12 protein-coding genes and 1 pseudogene are annotated in these 14,672 nt (G+C 64.3%); 8 read left to right on the top strand and 5 right to left on the bottom strand.

The features are described from left to right. Positions 1–67: 67 nt before the first annotated feature. Entirely contained in the window at positions 68–1,801 is a 1,734-nt protein-coding gene (locus tag M3I54_RS16960; RefSeq protein ID WP_254337817.1) for an alpha-keto acid decarboxylase family protein, read from the bottom strand. A 320-nt stretch (positions 1,802–2,121) separates the two neighbouring features. Here M3I54_RS16960 and M3I54_RS16955 point away from each other — a divergent pair, with 320 nt between their 5' ends. From M3I54_RS16955 to M3I54_RS16930, 6 genes are all read left to right on the top strand, one after another. After that, positions 2,122–2,799, top strand: coding sequence for a heavy metal response regulator transcription factor (locus M3I54_RS16955; RefSeq protein ID WP_254337815.1), 678 nt, complete (start codon positions 2,122–2,124; stop codon positions 2,797–2,799). After that, a complete protein-coding gene (locus M3I54_RS16950; RefSeq protein ID WP_254337813.1) occupies positions 2,796–4,202 on the top strand; it encodes a heavy metal sensor histidine kinase in 1,407 nt (468 codons plus the stop codon). Before M3I54_RS16955 ends, M3I54_RS16950 begins: the two co-directional genes overlap by 4 nt. Positions 4,203–4,349: 147 nt before the next feature. After that, on the top strand, positions 4,350–4,637 hold the full coding sequence (locus M3I54_RS16945) for a hypothetical protein (RefSeq protein WP_254337811.1): 288 nt from the start codon (positions 4,350–4,352) through the stop codon (positions 4,635–4,637). A gap of 1 nt (position 4,638) precedes the next feature. Continuing rightward, entirely contained in the window at positions 4,639–5,691 is a 1,053-nt protein-coding gene (gene mdtN / locus M3I54_RS16940) for a multidrug transporter subunit MdtN (protein WP_254337809.1), read from the top strand. After that, positions 5,672–7,708, top strand: a complete 2,037-nt coding sequence (locus M3I54_RS16935; protein WP_254337807.1) for an FUSC family protein — start codon at positions 5,672–5,674, stop codon at positions 7,706–7,708. The genes mdtN and M3I54_RS16935 overlap by 20 nt, the downstream gene beginning before the upstream one ends. Further along, positions 7,695–9,287, top strand: coding sequence for a TolC family protein (locus tag M3I54_RS16930; RefSeq protein ID WP_254337805.1), 1,593 nt, complete (start codon positions 7,695–7,697; stop codon positions 9,285–9,287). The genes M3I54_RS16935 and M3I54_RS16930 overlap by 14 nt, the downstream gene beginning before the upstream one ends. 18 nt (positions 9,288–9,305) lie before the next feature. Here M3I54_RS16930 and M3I54_RS16925 read toward each other — a convergent pair whose 3' ends face one another. Further along, the gene (locus M3I54_RS16925) at positions 9,306–9,659 is read right to left on the bottom strand and encodes a DUF4148 domain-containing protein (RefSeq protein WP_254337803.1); all 354 of its coding nucleotides are present in this window, start codon (positions 9,657–9,659) and stop codon (positions 9,306–9,308) included. Between the two features lie 341 nt (positions 9,660–10,000). Between M3I54_RS16925 and M3I54_RS16920 the strand changes: the two genes are divergently transcribed. Together M3I54_RS16920 and M3I54_RS16915 are read left to right on the top strand one after the other, a co-directional pair. Then, positions 10,001–10,780: an alpha/beta fold hydrolase gene (locus M3I54_RS16920; RefSeq protein ID WP_254337801.1), complete on the top strand. Its 780-nt coding sequence runs from the start codon at positions 10,001–10,003 to the stop codon at positions 10,778–10,780. 70 nt (positions 10,781–10,850) lie between these two features. After that, positions 10,851–11,520: pseudogene (locus M3I54_RS16915) on the top strand (IS5 family transposase). Between the two features lie 85 nt (positions 11,521–11,605). Here the strand turns inward: M3I54_RS16915 and M3I54_RS16910 are convergent. From M3I54_RS16910 to tssK, 3 genes are read right to left on the bottom strand one after another with little or no spacing between them, the layout of a single operon-like run. Beyond that, positions 11,606–12,619, bottom strand: coding sequence for a hypothetical protein (locus M3I54_RS16910; protein ID WP_254337799.1), 1,014 nt, complete (start codon positions 12,617–12,619; stop codon positions 11,606–11,608). Next, complete coding sequence (locus tag M3I54_RS16905) at positions 12,619–13,284, bottom strand: DotU family type IV/VI secretion system protein (RefSeq protein ID WP_254337797.1); 666 nt, start codon at positions 13,282–13,284, stop codon at positions 12,619–12,621. Before M3I54_RS16905 ends, M3I54_RS16910 begins: the two co-directional genes overlap by 1 nt. Next, a complete protein-coding gene (tssK, locus tag M3I54_RS16900) occupies positions 13,281–14,642 on the bottom strand; it encodes a type VI secretion system baseplate subunit TssK (RefSeq protein ID WP_254337795.1) in 1,362 nt (453 codons plus the stop codon). Before tssK ends, M3I54_RS16905 begins: the two co-directional genes overlap by 4 nt. Positions 14,643–14,672: the final 30 nt, after the last annotated feature.

Here is a 14,672-nt window from a genome sequence, read left to right as displayed (position 1 = left end):
TCGCTGCGCACGAAATAGCACACGCCGCCATCGCAGACCTGAGTCTTTGCGGGGCGGCGTTCTTATTTTAGATCTGTGCTGCGTCGGTCCGGAGCTGGAGACCCTCGCGGTGCTGCGGGCCGCGCGGACCGTAGTCGAGTTCGGCGCCCAGATTGCTGCTTCGCGTGATTGCCGCCGGCGCATCGCAGGGGTCCATGATCGATTCGACAAAAATCAGCCGGTCGTTCGGCGCGGCGAGGGCGTTTTGCAGATCCCCGCAGGTCCTGGCCACGAACGACTGCACGGAGGCACCGGGATGGAGCACTTTCGGCAGGTCGGCGTAGGCCCAGTTCGCAATATCGTTGTAAGGCTCGGTCTTGCCCAGGTAGCCGCGTTCGATGGTGTAGCCGCCATTGTTGATCAGCAGGATCGCCGGCTTGTGATCGTGGTGCAGAATGGTCGACAACTCCTGCGCCGTGACCTGGAAGGAACCATCGCCGATGAGCAACACGTGGCGGCGCTCAGGCGCCGCAGTCAGCGCGCCGAGCAGGGCGCCGACCGAATAGCCAATCGACCCCCAGTTGATCGATCCGATGAAGGTACAGGCCGGCGGCAGCTTAAGGCCGAGAAGGGAAAATGACGTGCCATTGTCGACGTACAGCACGTCTCCGGGCCGCAGATAGTCCTGGACAGCCTGCCAGTAGGCGGCTTGAGTCAGCTTCGCAGCAGCCTCGACGCGCATGCGGGCGGCTGGCGCGTCGACCGGGCGTTGAACGCGCGTCGGAACCTGCGGGATTGTGTCGATCACGCCCCGTAGCACTTCCTTGAGCGTCACCGCCTGATAGTTGTCTTCACCGACGTCCACGGCGTGCGCACGCGCGTGGATCGTGCGGGCGGGGAGCGTTGCCGTGAAATCGCCCGTGGTCACTTCGATCGGCCGGTAGCCCACGGCGAGAAGGCAGTCGCTGTTCTCGATCGTCTCTTGTACCCCTGGCTCGCTGCCCTTGCCGGCGTAGATGCCAAGGTACTGCGGGTGCGACTCGTCGATCACGCCCTTGGCTGCGTTGATCACCGCGACCGGAGCCTGCAGCTTTTCCGCCAGCGCCACGAGTTCGGGCACGACGCCGAACCGGTCGGCGTCCGTATCCACCAGGATCGCCGGTGCAGTTGCAGCGGACAGCTGTTGCGCGAGCGCGGCGATGCACGATTGCAGCCGTTCCGGATCGCCGGGAACGTGGGCAAGAACGAGCGGAGCAGCCGGCACCTCGATCTCGAGATACGCGATGTCCGACGGCAGCTCCATGTAGACCGGAAGCTTTTCCCGCCAGGCGGTGAGGATCAGCCGGTCGATCTCGACGACGGCGTTGCGCGGGGTGATCCTGGCCTGGGCCACCGTCACCGGCGCATAGGCGCGCAGAAAGTGGTCGAAGTTGCCGTCGGCCATGGTGTGGTGCATGCCGAGGCCGCGATCGATGGAGCGCAGCGGGATCGAACCGCTGATACAGATGACGGGGACGTGTTCGGCATAGGCGCCTGCCACACCGTTGAGCGCGCTCAAGGCGCCGACCCCGTTCGTGACGAGCAGCGCGCCCAGGCCGTTCAGCCGCGCATAACCGTCCGCCGCATAGGAGGAGGTCAACTCGCCCGTGGTGCCGACCCATTCCAGTGCACCGCTGTCGTGGAGTTGCTGCAACAGCGTAAGGTTGTAGTCGCCCGGGACGCCAAACAAATGACGAATACCGGCTTCCTCAAGGCGGCGAAGCAGGAACTCGCCAATCGTCATGCGTTGGGTGAGTTTGGCCGTGTTTTGCGTGGTTTCCATGGAGGACTCCTAAGCTGGGTCATTGGAGGAATGTGCGGTACCGGTGATCAATCGCACTCCGCGGAAATGGCGCTGCGCAAGTCGGTCTGCGGTACAACGGATTCGCAGTCTAGGCGTCCGGCAAAAACAGGAGCGTGACTGAGTCATTACATAAAAATATCAGGGAGGGAAGGCGCTGCGCTTCGTCATTTCTCTGTAATGATTGAGTAACGGCCCTGTTAGAGCGCACTGCATAGACTGCTATCACGCCCGGCTGGTATAGGGGCGCAAACGAGCACAGAATCAGTGACACGCGCATGAAAGTGCAGGGACCGGACGCTATGAAAATCCTCGTCATCGAAGACGAAGCCAAGACCAGCGAGTACATCCAGAACGGCCTGACAGAAGCAGGCTACGTGGTGGACGTGGCCACGAACGGCATCGACGGGCTGCATCTCGCGCAGGAGATGGGTTACGACCTGATCCTGCTCGACGTGATGATGCCGGAGATGGATGGCTGGACCGTCATGAAGAAGCTCGGTGCGCGCACCAAAACCCCGGTGTTATTTCTGAGCGCGCGCGGCACACTCGAAGACCGGCTCAAGGGCCTCGATCTCGGCGCCGACGATTATCTCGTCAAGCCTTTCTCGTTTGCCGAGTTGCTGGCGCGCATCCGCATCATACTGCGGCGCGGCCAGCCTCAAAAGCAGGAGGAGCAGGTCTACGAAGTCGGGGATCTGCGGGTCGATGTGCCAAAGCGGCGAGTCGACCGGGGCGGCATGCGCATTACGCTCACCAACAAGGAATTCAACCTGCTGGCGTTCTTTCTGGAGCATCAAGGTCAGGTGCTGTCGCGCGCCCTGATCGCTTCGCGCGTCTGGGACATGAATTTCGACAGCGATAGCAACGTCGTCGATGTTGCGGTGCGCCGGTTGCGGCAGAAGATCGACGACCCATTTCCGGTTCGCTTGATTCATACGATTCACGGCGTGGGATACCGTTTCGAGTACGAAGCATGAAGCGGCTTTCGCTCACCACGCGCCTTGCGTTGTTATACGCACTCATCGTATTTACCGCGATGGCGTTGCTCGGCACCCTGCTGTACCGCGGCCTGGAGCGGCAACTGATGGTGCGCGACGATGCGGCGCTGGTGACGCGGGTGGACCAGCTTCGCACGCTGATGGACGATGTCGACGTGCGCGAGCTGATACGGGACAAGCCGCATCTCTTCGCGAACATGCTCGGCAACACGGAATCGTTGCTGATCTTGGGCTTTCCGGGTGAAGCGCCGCTCATTGCGGTGAATCCCGGTCACAGGGCGGTACCGGACATGAAGCCGGTGCCGGTGGACGCGCCGCTCACGCTCGGCGCCGTCCAGCATACAGTCGTGGCCGATGGAACGCCGTTCATCTACGTCGCCGCTGCGGCGCACGACGTCGCCGGGAAGCAGGATCTGCAGATCATCTCCGGACGTTTGCTGACCGAGCGCACGCAATTGCTGCGGGCATACCGCAACCAGATACTGCTTTTCGCCTCCGCTGGCGCGACTATCGTTGCCTTGCTCGCTTTCGTCCTCGCGCGCCGCAACATGCAGCCGTTGCGTGTTCTCGCTGCGCAAACCGGCTCGATCGGCATCAGCACGCTTTCGACGCGCATCGAGCAGCGCGCCACGCCGCCCGAGCTCGACGCACTGATCGCGGCATTCAACGGCATGCTCGACCGGCTCGAGCGCGGGTTCACCCAGTTGAAACAGGTGTCGGCAGACATGGCGCATGACCTGCGCACGCCCATCGGCAATCTGCTCGGGCAGACCGAAGTCGGCTTGAGCCAGACGCGCGACACCGCATACTACCAGCGGCTTCTCGGCTCGAATTACGAGGAGCTGCAACGCCTGTCGAAGATGATCGACAACATGCTATTTCTCGCGCGCACCGAGCAGGCCGATAACGCCATCGAGCGCAAGGACTTGCCGCTGGCCGTGGAATTCGGGCGCATGCAGGAGTACTTCGAAGGTCTCGCGGAGGACCGCAACGTGAGCCTCGAGTGGCGAGGCGAAGGCCACGTGTGCGCGGATCCGGATCTGCTGCGCCGTGCGCTGGGCAATTTGCTTGCGAATGCCTTGCGGTATGCGGAGCCGGGTACGGCAATCTCGACCGTGGCGCAGCAAGGACCGGAGGCCACGACACTCCACGTCGAAAATCGCGGACCGACGATCGAGCCGCATCATCTCGAGCGGATCTTCGACCGCTTCTATCGGGCCGATCCGTCACGGCACCGGTCGTCAGAGTCTAGCGGGCTCGGGCTTTCGATTGTGCGCAGCATCATGTTGCTGCACGGAGGAACGTGGCACGCATCCAGCAGCAACGGCGTGACGCGCTTTACGCTCGTGTTCCCGCGGCAGCGCGAGCGGCGCAGCCAGTAGGCGCCCCAGGGGCGGCGGTGCGACAAACCGCGCTATGATGGGCTGCCTCGAATTAGGAATGCGGGACGCAACCCATCGGTGCGCGCATGGGTTGTTCGTACGAGTGGAATTCAACATGTGTTCCAGTCATGAAGCGTAGAAGAAGCGATGAAACAACGTACATGGCCCAGACTCGCTGTCGTTTGTTCATTCCTGGCTTTCATGCCGCTTGCGGGATGCGTGGCCCGCGGCGCGCCGTCCTGGTCGCTCTTCGGCGCGTACTTTCCGTACTGGCTCGTGAGCGGCGTGATCGGCATCGTGGGCGCGCTCGTCGCGCATCGCGTGTTCATCTCGACCGGCTGGCAACGCCTGGTGCCGTACCAGCTTTCCGTCTGCACCGCGATCGGCATCGTTGCCGGGGTGCTCGTCTGGCTGTGGGGAACGGGGCAGTTCTGACATGAAAATGGCCGGCCAGAATCCTCGACATGCATGGAAGGGCCGCGCGATCGCCGTGGTGATCGTCCTGCTCGGCGCCGCGGCGCTTTGGTACGCATACGACCGGTCGTCGCGCTATCCGTCCACCGACGACGCGTCCATCGACGCGGACGTCGTCCACGTCGCGTCCCCCGTGGGCGGCCGCATCATACGCGTTCCCGTCGAGGAGAACCAGCATGTCTCCAGGGGCGACGTGCTGTTCGAAATCGATCCGGTGCCGTACCGGCTCGCGGCCGCGCAGGCGCAGGCCGAAGTCGAGCTGGCGCGCGCCTCGCTCGCCACACGCCGCCGCACGCTGATCGGCGAGACGTCGAACGCAACGATCGCGGCCGACCAGACCCGTCGTGCGACGCACAACTACGACCTCGCGACGCGCAGCGTCGATCGGCTGCGGCCGCTCGCGGCGCAAGGCTATGTGTCCGCGCAGCAACTCGACCAGGCGGTCGTGGCGCAGCGCGACGCGAGTGTCTCGCTCGCGCAGGCGCAGGTGCAGCAGCGCTCATCTGCGCAGACGATAGGCGACGACACCGACGCCATCGCGGCACTGCATGCGCGCGAGGCCGCGTTGGCCATCGCGCAGCGCGCGCTCGACGATACCGTTGTGCGCGCGCCGTTCGACGGCTACGTGACGGGACTGACGATCCTCGCCGGCGAGACGGTCGCGCCGAACCAGTCGATCTTCACGCTGGTTCACTCGGGCGAATGGTTTGCCGTGGCGAATTTCCGCGAGACGGCGCTCGGCGCCATCGACGTGGGCGACTGCGCAACCGTGTACTCGATGATCGACCGCAGACAGCCGATGAGCGGCAAGGTGATCGGCATCGGCGCCGGGATCATGGACACGGACCGCGTGAACCTGCCGCGCAGCCTGCCGTACGTGCAGCAGTCGGTGAACTGGGTGCGCGTGGCGCAACGCTTCCCGGTTCGCGTGCGCATAGACGCGCCGGTCAACAAACTGGTGCGCGTCGGTGCCAGCGCGATCGTCGAGGTCCGGCATGGCCAGTCTTGCCGGTGACATCAGGCGGCCCGGCCCGCGGGAAATCGCGAAGCTGCTCGCGCCGTTTCCGGGGCGCGCCGCGATCGTCACACGCATTGCACTGATCTGCGCGCTCACGGTGCTCGTGACGACCGGCTACGGCACGCCCGGTGCCGCGACTGCCGTGTATATCGTGTACTTCCTGAACCGGCCCGACCGCATGACGAGCGTTGTCATGTCGTTCGCCTTGATGCTGCTCGTGACCGTGATCATCGGGATCGTCATGATCTTCGCGATCCTCACTATCGACCAGCCGCCGCTGCGGGTGGCGAGCATGGCGCTCCTGTCGTTCGGACTGCTATTCGCCACGTCGGCAAGCAAGCTTCGGCCGATCGGCGCGATCCTTTCGATGATCGTCGGCTTCGGGCTCGACGAACTTGGCCTCGCGCCAGTTGGCGAGGCGGCAACGCGGGGCCTGATGTACGCGTGGCTGATGGTCGCGATTCCGATTGGCGTGGCGATCGTCGTGAACCTCGTGATCGCGCCGTCGCCGCGCCGGCTCGCCACCTCCCAGCTTGCGCGGCGCCTAAGGCTCGCTGCGCATCGCCTCACGGGCACGGCGACCGATGAGGAGCGAGCCGCATTCGAAGCGTGCATGCGGGAGGGCGACCATCAGATCCTGACGTGGCTCAAGCTCTCGAAGCTCGAAGGCACGTTGGCACCGACCGACGGCGCGGCGCTGCGCCAGGCGGCGGCGTCCACGACCGCGATCCTGGTCGCGACGGATTTCGCGGCGAGCGAACCCGGCGCGCGCCTGCCCGACGCGTGCGCGACGCAGCTTGCGGAAACGATGACGCGGATGGCAGCGATGCTCGAGGCAGGCGGCTATCCCGTGGATGTGACGCTCGATGTGCCGGACATGCCCGAGGGTGCTGCGCTAGCGGCGCTCGTGCTCGAAGACCTGCGCGCCGCGTTGGAAGGTTTCGCGGTGCCGCCGGCGGAGCCCGCCGCAGCGCCAGTTTCTGCTCCTGAAAAAAGCGCCGAGCCTCCGGCGCGCAGCGGTTTTTTCGACGCCGATGCCTTCACGAATCCCGATCACGTCCGGTACGCGCTGAAGACCACGGCAGCGGCGATGTTTTGCTACGTGCTGTATCAGCAGCTCGACTGGCAGGGCATTCATACATGCTTCATCACCTGCTATATGGTGTCGCTCAGCACGACGGCAGAAACCGTCGAGAAGCTGACACTGCGGATCGCGGGCTGCCTCATCGGCGCTTTGCTCGGCACGGCTGCGATCGTGTTCGTGACGCCTCGTTTGACCTCGGTGGGTGAGCTGATGGCGCTGGTGTTCGCGGGCGGGTGGCTGGCCGCGTGGGTGGCGATGGGGTCCGCACGGATCTCCTACGCGGGCATGCAGATCGCGTTCGCCTTCTTCCTGTGCGTGATCCAGGGCGCTGCGCCCGCGTTCGACCTCACGCTCGCACGCGACCGCGTGATCGGCATCTTGATCGGCAACGTCGTGATCTATCTGGTCTTTACGCGCGTCTGGCCCGTGAGCATCGCCGGCCGGATCGACGCGACGTTCAAAGCGCTCGTTGCGCAGTGGAGCCACATCGCGCGCGCAGCGGACGCCCGCACGCGCAGCGCGCTCGCTGGAGGCGCGCTCGCCCAATACGGCGGACTGCGCCAGGATATCGGCCTGATTCACTACGAGCCTTCGTGGGTGCGTCCCGAGCCGGAGTGGGTCGCGAGCCGGCGGCGAGCGCTCGCGGAGCTCGAGGCGCTGGAGGCGCCGCTGGTCCTCGCGGCAGGGCGCGCAGGCGCGGCGCGGCTGGGTGAAATCGCCCAGCGCCTCGCTGCCGGCGACGACACGCACGTGCAAGACGCGCAGCATGCCGCCCACACGCAGACGCCCGGTACCGAGGCCGCGGAGGACCGCACTGCCGACCCCGCACTCGATGCGCTCCAGAACGTCATCGCCAAGCGGTTCGGACAGATCGCCGACATTACGCGCCCGGCTTCGGCCAAGGAGACGAAGTCCGATGCGCGCCCCTGAACCGACGCCACGACTCATCGTATTGGCCGCCGCGTTGGCTGCCGCATTGGCGATATCGGGACTCGAGGGATGTGCGACGTCCTCGATCGATCTCGCGCCTCCCGCGCCGGACCGTCCCTGGCAGCCGCAGACGGACGCCGGCGGCAACATCGTGCCCGGCCCGCCGCGCAGCGCCAGCGACGCGACGCAGGCGGGCTATACGTTGCCGCGCAGCGCCGCGCTCGCTTCGATCGAACCCGCGGCGGCGCTCGATGCGAACCACGCGTACACGCTGCCCGAGCTGATCGATCTCGCGGAGTCGACGAACCCGCTCACGCGAATCGCCTGGAACGACGCGCGCAATACGGCGCTCGCAGCGGGCATCGCGAAGACCGCCTACTTGCCGCAGCTCACCGCCACCGCCATGGGCGGATACGAAGCGGCGAGCGGCGCGGCATCGACGCCGCTGCTCGGCACCACATCGACCAACTCGAACATTCACGGCACGGTTTCGGTGCTCTCGCTGCAATGGCTGCTATTCGATTTCGGCGGCCGCCGCGCGCGCCTCGATGCGGCCAAACAGCTTTCCGTGGCGGCGAACGTCGCCTTCACGTCCGTTCACCAGCACGTGATCCATGAAGTGAGCATCGCGTACTACACGTATGAAGCCGCGAGCGCGAGGGAGCATACCGCGCAGCAGGCGCTCGACAACGCGGACGGCATTCTCAGCGCCGCGCGCGCACGGCGAAAGCAGGGCGTGGGCACCGTGGTCGAAGTCGCGCAGGCCACGCAGAACCGCGCACAGGCCAATCTCCTGAAGGTGCAGGCGGACGGCGCATTGAGCGACAGCTATCTGAGCCTCGTCTCTGCGCTCGGCATTTCGCCGTTGTCGAAACCGCTGATCGCCCCGTTGCCGGCGCGTACGCTCACGCCGGCGCTGCACCAGAGCGTCGACGAAATCGTGACCGATGCGATTGCGCGGCGGCCGGACGTGCAGGGCGCCTATGCGCTGGAACAGGCCAACCAGGCGAAGATCCGCGCAGCCGAATCCGCCTTCATGCCGAAGATCTTCCTCTCCGCTACGGCCGCGTACGGCACCGGCACGACGTCGATCACGGCAATTCCCCCGGTCGGCGATCAGGCGGCAACGGTGAACCTGAACGGCAGCCGCCGCAGCGGCGGCATATTCCTCGGCGTGACGATTCCCCTATACGACGGCGGCTTGCGTTCCGCCGTGCTGATGCAGGCGCGCAACGATGCGGACAGTGCGTCCGCGCAATTGACCCATACGAGGCAAGAAGCCGTCCGGCAGATCGTTGCTGCGCAGAATGGGCTTTTCACGAGCCTCGCGTCGAACGATGCCGCGAAGGCGCTGGTCGATGCCGCGCAGACGACCTACGACGCGGCTTTCGCCGCGTACCGGCACGGCGTCGGCACCATGACCGACGCGCTCCTCACGCAGAATCAGCTGCTCGCCGCGCAGAACGCGTATGCCGACAGCTACAGCGCCGCGCTGTCCGCCGCTGCGACGCTCGCGCTCGCAACGGGCGAGATCGGCTCGCCGTCTATGGAAGGCGAACCGTCTCAACAGGATCACTAACCACATTACGCCAGCGATTCAGCTACCAAAATACGTCGTGCAAAAGCTGACCGGGCCAACACAGGTGGACGGTGCGGGCGTATGCGTACGAGAACCCGCGGCCGAGCTGCTCGCCATCGATACGCCACCCATGTCGCGTTGCGCCGAATCTTGCGCGTATTGCGCCGCTGCGACCTTGGCCTCGGCTGCCTGAATGTCAACCGGATAGTCGACGTCGTCGCCGCGGCCCGGGCTGTATCCGGCCTGCTCGACACGCACGAGATCCGCACGCACTTCGGCGCGGGTCAGGGGTTGAGTGGACTGCGCGAAGCTATATGCAGGAACGGCGACCGCAGAAGCAGCGAAGAGAATGCTGAGAAGAAGCCTGGACATGATCAATACTCCTATATATCCGTAGAGCGGATGAGTCGGGAAGGAAAGCCGCAGCATCGACTGTGCATGGACGCGAAGACAGGCTTAGGAACGGTCAACTTGAAACATGGCTAAGCGAGGCAAAGCGTTACTGCGTGGTTGCAGTGTAGGTAGGCGCTTCGGTCGCCAAGGTTACCCAGTCATTACAAAAAAATAACGAACCTTCCGCCCCTTTGATTCGATGCCCTGGCGGCACGTCATTTTTTTGTAATGACTGGGTAACCCCCTCGTTCGAGGCAGCTTTCTAGACTGGCCGTGTTGTCAATCGATAGATTTACTTCGCGTCATTCCAAGGAGCTGCAATGTCTTTCCCCACTTTCCGTTCTGTCGTAGCGCACGCAGCAGCGGCGCTTTGTCTGGTTGGCGGCGCCGTCACAACAGTGCAGGCCGCGCCCATCAAGAACGTCGTCCTCGTGCATGGCGCCTTTGTGGGTGGCGCCGGATGGCGTCCGGTGTACGACATTCTCACGAAGGACGGATACAACGTGACGCTCGTGCAAGAACCGCTGACGTCATTCAAGGACGACGTGACGGCTACGAGGCGCGTCATCGATAGCCTGGATGGCCCGTGCGTGCTCGTCGGCCATAGCTACGGCGGCGCGATCATCACGGAGGCGGGCAACGACGAACACGTGAAGTCGCTCGTCTACATTGCCGCTCATGCACTCGATGCCGGCGAAACCGAAGTCTCGAATGGCAAGCGTTATCCAAATGCGACGCCCCACGAGGACATCGTGAAAACGGCCGACGACTATCTCTACCTGAATCCCGCTGACTATCCGCGCGATTTTGCCGCCGACCTTCCGATTGCGCAGGCTGAATTCGAGGCCCATGAACAAATGCCGACTGCGGCAGGTGTATTCGCGTCGCAAATCCCGGATCCGGCATGGAAGAGCAAGCCTACGTTTTATCTGGTTGCGAAGGCGGACAAGATCATCAATCCGGACCTCGAACGCATGTACGCGAAGCGAGCTCACGCCCAGACGGTGGAAATCGATGGCGCCAGCCATTCGATTTACGAGTCGCATCCGAAGGAAGTGGCCGCGCTGATCGAGCAGGCGGCTCAGCAAGGGGGGCAGTGACTCGATTCGCGCGCGTCACACGGTTTGAGGTTGGCGCGCAGCGGTCAAAAACACGACATCTCTTTGGGCACTGATCGAGCCCACTGCTACCACCAGCGAAGCCACGCCGATGCAAGGATCCGGGCCGCAAACCGGTACCGGATCGTGCGGCGCTGACCGGCATCCTGTTCGCGCTGAAGACCGGCATCCGGTGGCGAGATTTGCCAGCGGAGATGGGGTGCGGCTCTGGCGTCAGTTGCTGGCGCAGGCTACGCGATTGGCAGCCAGCCGGCGACTCATCGTCGTTCGTGCGGTTGGGGCGGGCGAAAAACTGACCGAACCCCACCGATCGAGCGCGACCCGGTTCCAAACACCACGTCGCCACCGACGCCAACGGCACGCCGATCGCGGCAATCCTGACCGGAGCCAATCGTCACGACGTCACCCAACTGATCCCGTTGATCGAGGCCATCGTGCCGATTGGCGGCGTGCGCGGCCGGCCTCTGAGTCGTCCTGGCCGTATCTACGCCGACCGTGGTTACGATCATGGCAAGTACCGACGCATCCTTCACGCGCGCAACATCCCCACCAGCATCACGCGGCGTGGCCACCCGCACGGTAGCGGCCTTGGAAAAGTCCGTTGTGTCGTCGAACGTACACATGCCTGGTTGCATAACTTCCGCCGTCTACGTATTCGCTTCGAACGTCGCGCTGACATTCACGAAGCCTTCCTCAAACTCGACTGTTGCTTGATCTGCTGAAACACGCTTCAGCGCGTTCAGCAACCTTTATGAAACCGTCTCTTGTGCCGAGCACATGCGCGAGCGCGCGCAGTCGCGGCGAAACCTACAGCTTTCGCGGGGCCGCTTCAACGATCGGTTGCGGCAGCGGCCACGGAGCAGGGCTTGCGGCGAGTACCGGCGGATTCAGCCGCGTGCGCGTGGACACAGCTGCTTTCCACGCACTCTGTCCCGAGTCCTCGGGACCGCAATTGATCCAGCCGATGCCATACAGGTTCCAGCGGGCGGCCGGATGATGCCGGTCGTGCAGCGGCCCGACAACGGCACGCTGGGTCCAGTCGACTAGCGCCGCGAGTTCGGCGGCCCGCCACGCCGGCGTGCGGTCATTGACCGATTGCCACGCGCAGCGCTCGGCCGCCCGCACCACGGCCTCAAACCGCGATGCGTCCTCGAAAGGCGTCGCGCTGGAAACACCGTACCAGCGCGCAGACGGGATCTGCCGCTCGCGTGTACCGAACTGCTGATAGACCGCAATATAGCCGGGCAGTCGCGTACCCAGGAGCTTCGATGCATCACTCGCCGCCTGGCGAATCAACCTCAGCTTCTGGCCGAGCGCGTCATCGTCGCCGTATGCCGCTGGCGAGAGTGCCAGCACGACCCCTTCGGGCGCACGCCCGTCTCGCCATCGCCGTACGGCGACGGCGATGCGTGGCAGGCTTTGCGGGTTGGGAACTCGCAACCAGATCGCGCCTTCACCAACCCAGGCAAGCTGTTCGGAGCCATGTTCCCGATCGAAGATCTGCGAGAGAGCGTCGCCGGTCACGAGGAACGCAGGCGTGCGCGTGCGCATGCTCGCAGGAAGGTCCGCCGTGGTAGTGCCGAGCGCTGCCATGACTGCCTGCTGTTCGCCCTGACGTTCGCGCAAACGCCATGTCCGGACCAGCACGAACGCCGCACCGAGCACGTATGACCCGGCAGCAATCCACCACGCGAGTACCCGGTCGACTGGCAACACCGCGAGCGCAAGCGCGACAACCAGCACGGTCGTCAGCCCCGCCACTCTCCGGTGGGGATAGCCGCCATGGAAAATCTGCCTTGCGGCTTCGGAACCCGCGAGCATCAGGTTTTCGCCGACAGCAGATGGGAGACCTGCAGATCGAGACCTTGCCCGATGAGCACGAAAACGATGGCGGCGCCCGCACACACGAGTCCGGCGATCGCCCACGGCGAGAGCCGGTAGAACCAGTCGAAGCGATGCGTACGCGTTGCGTCAACGACCAGCCCCGATTCTTCCCCGGGAGTCAGTTTCCCGAGGTGCTCGTTGAGCGCGCGGATGATCGCTGCCCGCTGGGCGGCACCTTCGCGTGCATACTTCCCCTGGAAACCCAGTCCCAGTACGGTTGCGTAGCACTCGAGCAGTTCCACATCCGGCGGGGCTTCGCGCATGCGTGCCGCGAGCTGGCTGTACACCTGTTCGCCTGCATCGTGTTCGCCGTACCGTTCCACCTGCAGGGGCGTCGCTTCCCAGAGCGGGCGACTTTCAGCCGGCAGATGCGCAAGCACGGTTTCGTCGAGCAGCCCGCATTGCATGTAAAGCGCATCGCGTGCGACGTCAACCGGCACCTTGCGCGCCTCCATGGCCGAGGCAAAGTCGTCGGTCAGCTTGCGACACTGTACCCGCAGGTCCTCGACGTCATCTGTCGTGGCACCTTGCGCGAGCTGCGAGGTTTCGAGCGCCGTGTTGCGAAGCAGGGCGCAAAGCGGAAGCGGGCTGCCGGTTGTCATTTGTCGCCCTGCGAAGTCAGCACGGCATAGAGCTCCAGCGACGCCTCGGGAACGGACGCCGGCAGATAGATCTGGCAGGTGCGCGCTGCGAGCATCCGTGTGAAGACTGGATCCTTCGCGTCGAGCGCGAAATACTGGTTCTCAAGGCGGACCGGAATGGCGGCTGGTACACGCTGTACCGCACGAAGCGGCACGCCGGGGAGTGCAGCGTTGACGATATGGGTGACCTCGTCGGGTGCGCCAATCTTGCACAGTCGCGGGAGCAATTCGACCAGATCGAAAGCGGGCATCGCTGCATTGACCGAAAGATACCAGTCGGCGCCTTCGAGCAGCCGATCGTCGTGGATCTGGCCACTCCAGTACGTCGTCGCCTTTTTCAGCAGGCCGATCGGCACCACGCGCGAGGGAATGACGGCGTCCAGCAGTTCGCGGATCAGCGTTTCCAGCTTCGAGAAAACCTCGTCCTGGCGAGCATGCTCGTACGCCGGAATCTCGGCGAGGTTTGCCCGCGTCGAGAAGGTCATCAGCGCGCCGGTAAGTTGCGCCAGGACGTGATAGAGCCGTTCGGGCGGCTGGTACGGGTGGCTCGCGAGAAAGCGCAGTTCGGGCCACTGCGTATTCAGGCAGTGAAGGAGCCAGAAGAGCGAGACGTCCGCTACGCCGAATTCGGCGACGTCGTCGATGCGCTCGCTGCGTCGTGCAGCCAGTGCAATGCTTTTCGCCTGGAGAATATCGGCAATGCGCGAGACCCGCTCCTCGTGACGCGGATGACCGGAGAGCGCAAGGCAGGGCGGCACCCAGTCATGATCCACCTCGAATACGCCACGCTGGCCCCGCACAAGCCGGAAAATCGGGCAGACGACGTAATCGGCATGCGACTCGAAATCGAAAAGCAGCTGGAGCGCATGGCGCTCGACCGCAAGCTCTGCGTCCGTCGTGCCGTGCAGGTCCGGGACTTCTACATACTCGCGGAAGTAGCGTCGTGGCCGCGAGGCCGCTTCCCCGTCCATGCGGCAGTTGTTCCCGACTGCATCGAACAGCGGGAGCCCCACGTACACGATCACACTCTGAACATCGGCCGCAACATCGCGAGCGAGATCCCGCGCCGGCGGCAGTACATCAGCGATTGATGTATCGATGGGCGTGCCATCAGCGAAGCGCATCTTGAGGGTAGTGAGCTTCACGCGTCCGTTGAGCAAAAGCTCCTCGTCCGGCCCGGCTTCCAGCACGCCCCATGGCTCCGCTATCGCGAGCGGGACGAACTGTTGTTGGGCGAATTCCCACCAACGGCCCTGCTGCTGAAAATGATGCGGGGAGAGCACAATGCCCTCTTGCCACAGCGGTTTGAATGTCCGCATATTGTGATTGTGATCAATGAGGTTTACTGA

The sequence above is a fragment of the Paraburkholderia sp. CNPSo 3274 genome (assembly GCF_024206475.1).
In the GTDB taxonomy this organism is placed as follows: Bacteria; Pseudomonadota; Gammaproteobacteria; order Burkholderiales; family Burkholderiaceae; genus Paraburkholderia.
The sequence above is the reverse complement of the archived record's forward strand: the minus strand, read 5'-3'. Positions and strand labels throughout refer to the sequence as shown.

Coding starts and splice junctions, on each gene's coding strand:
- M3I54_RS16960 (WP_254337817.1), bottom strand. CDS start 1,801: ATGGAAACCACGCAAAACACGGCCAAACTCACCCAACGCATGACGATT.
- M3I54_RS16955 (WP_254337815.1), top strand. CDS start 2,122: ATGAAAATCCTCGTCATCGAAGACGAAGCCAAGACCAGCGAGTACATC.
- M3I54_RS16950 (WP_254337813.1), top strand. CDS start 2,796: ATGAAGCGGCTTTCGCTCACCACGCGCCTTGCGTTGTTATACGCACTC.
- M3I54_RS16945 (WP_254337811.1), top strand. CDS start 4,350: ATGAAACAACGTACATGGCCCAGACTCGCTGTCGTTTGTTCATTCCTG.
- mdtN (WP_254337809.1), top strand. CDS start 4,639: ATGAAAATGGCCGGCCAGAATCCTCGACATGCATGGAAGGGCCGCGCG.
- M3I54_RS16935 (WP_254337807.1), top strand. CDS start 5,672: ATGGCCAGTCTTGCCGGTGACATCAGGCGGCCCGGCCCGCGGGAAATC.
- M3I54_RS16930 (WP_254337805.1), top strand. CDS start 7,695: ATGCGCGCCCCTGAACCGACGCCACGACTCATCGTATTGGCCGCCGCG.
- M3I54_RS16925 (WP_254337803.1), bottom strand. CDS start 9,659: ATGTCCAGGCTTCTTCTCAGCATTCTCTTCGCTGCTTCTGCGGTCGCC.
- M3I54_RS16920 (WP_254337801.1), top strand. CDS start 10,001: ATGTCTTTCCCCACTTTCCGTTCTGTCGTAGCGCACGCAGCAGCGGCG.
- M3I54_RS16910 (WP_254337799.1), bottom strand. CDS start 12,619: ATGCTCGCGGGTTCCGAAGCCGCAAGGCAGATTTTCCATGGCGGCTAT.
- M3I54_RS16905 (WP_254337797.1), bottom strand. CDS start 13,284: ATGACAACCGGCAGCCCGCTTCCGCTTTGCGCCCTGCTTCGCAACACG.
- tssK (WP_254337795.1), bottom strand. CDS start 14,642: ATGCGGACATTCAAACCGCTGTGGCAAGAGGGCATTGTGCTCTCCCCG.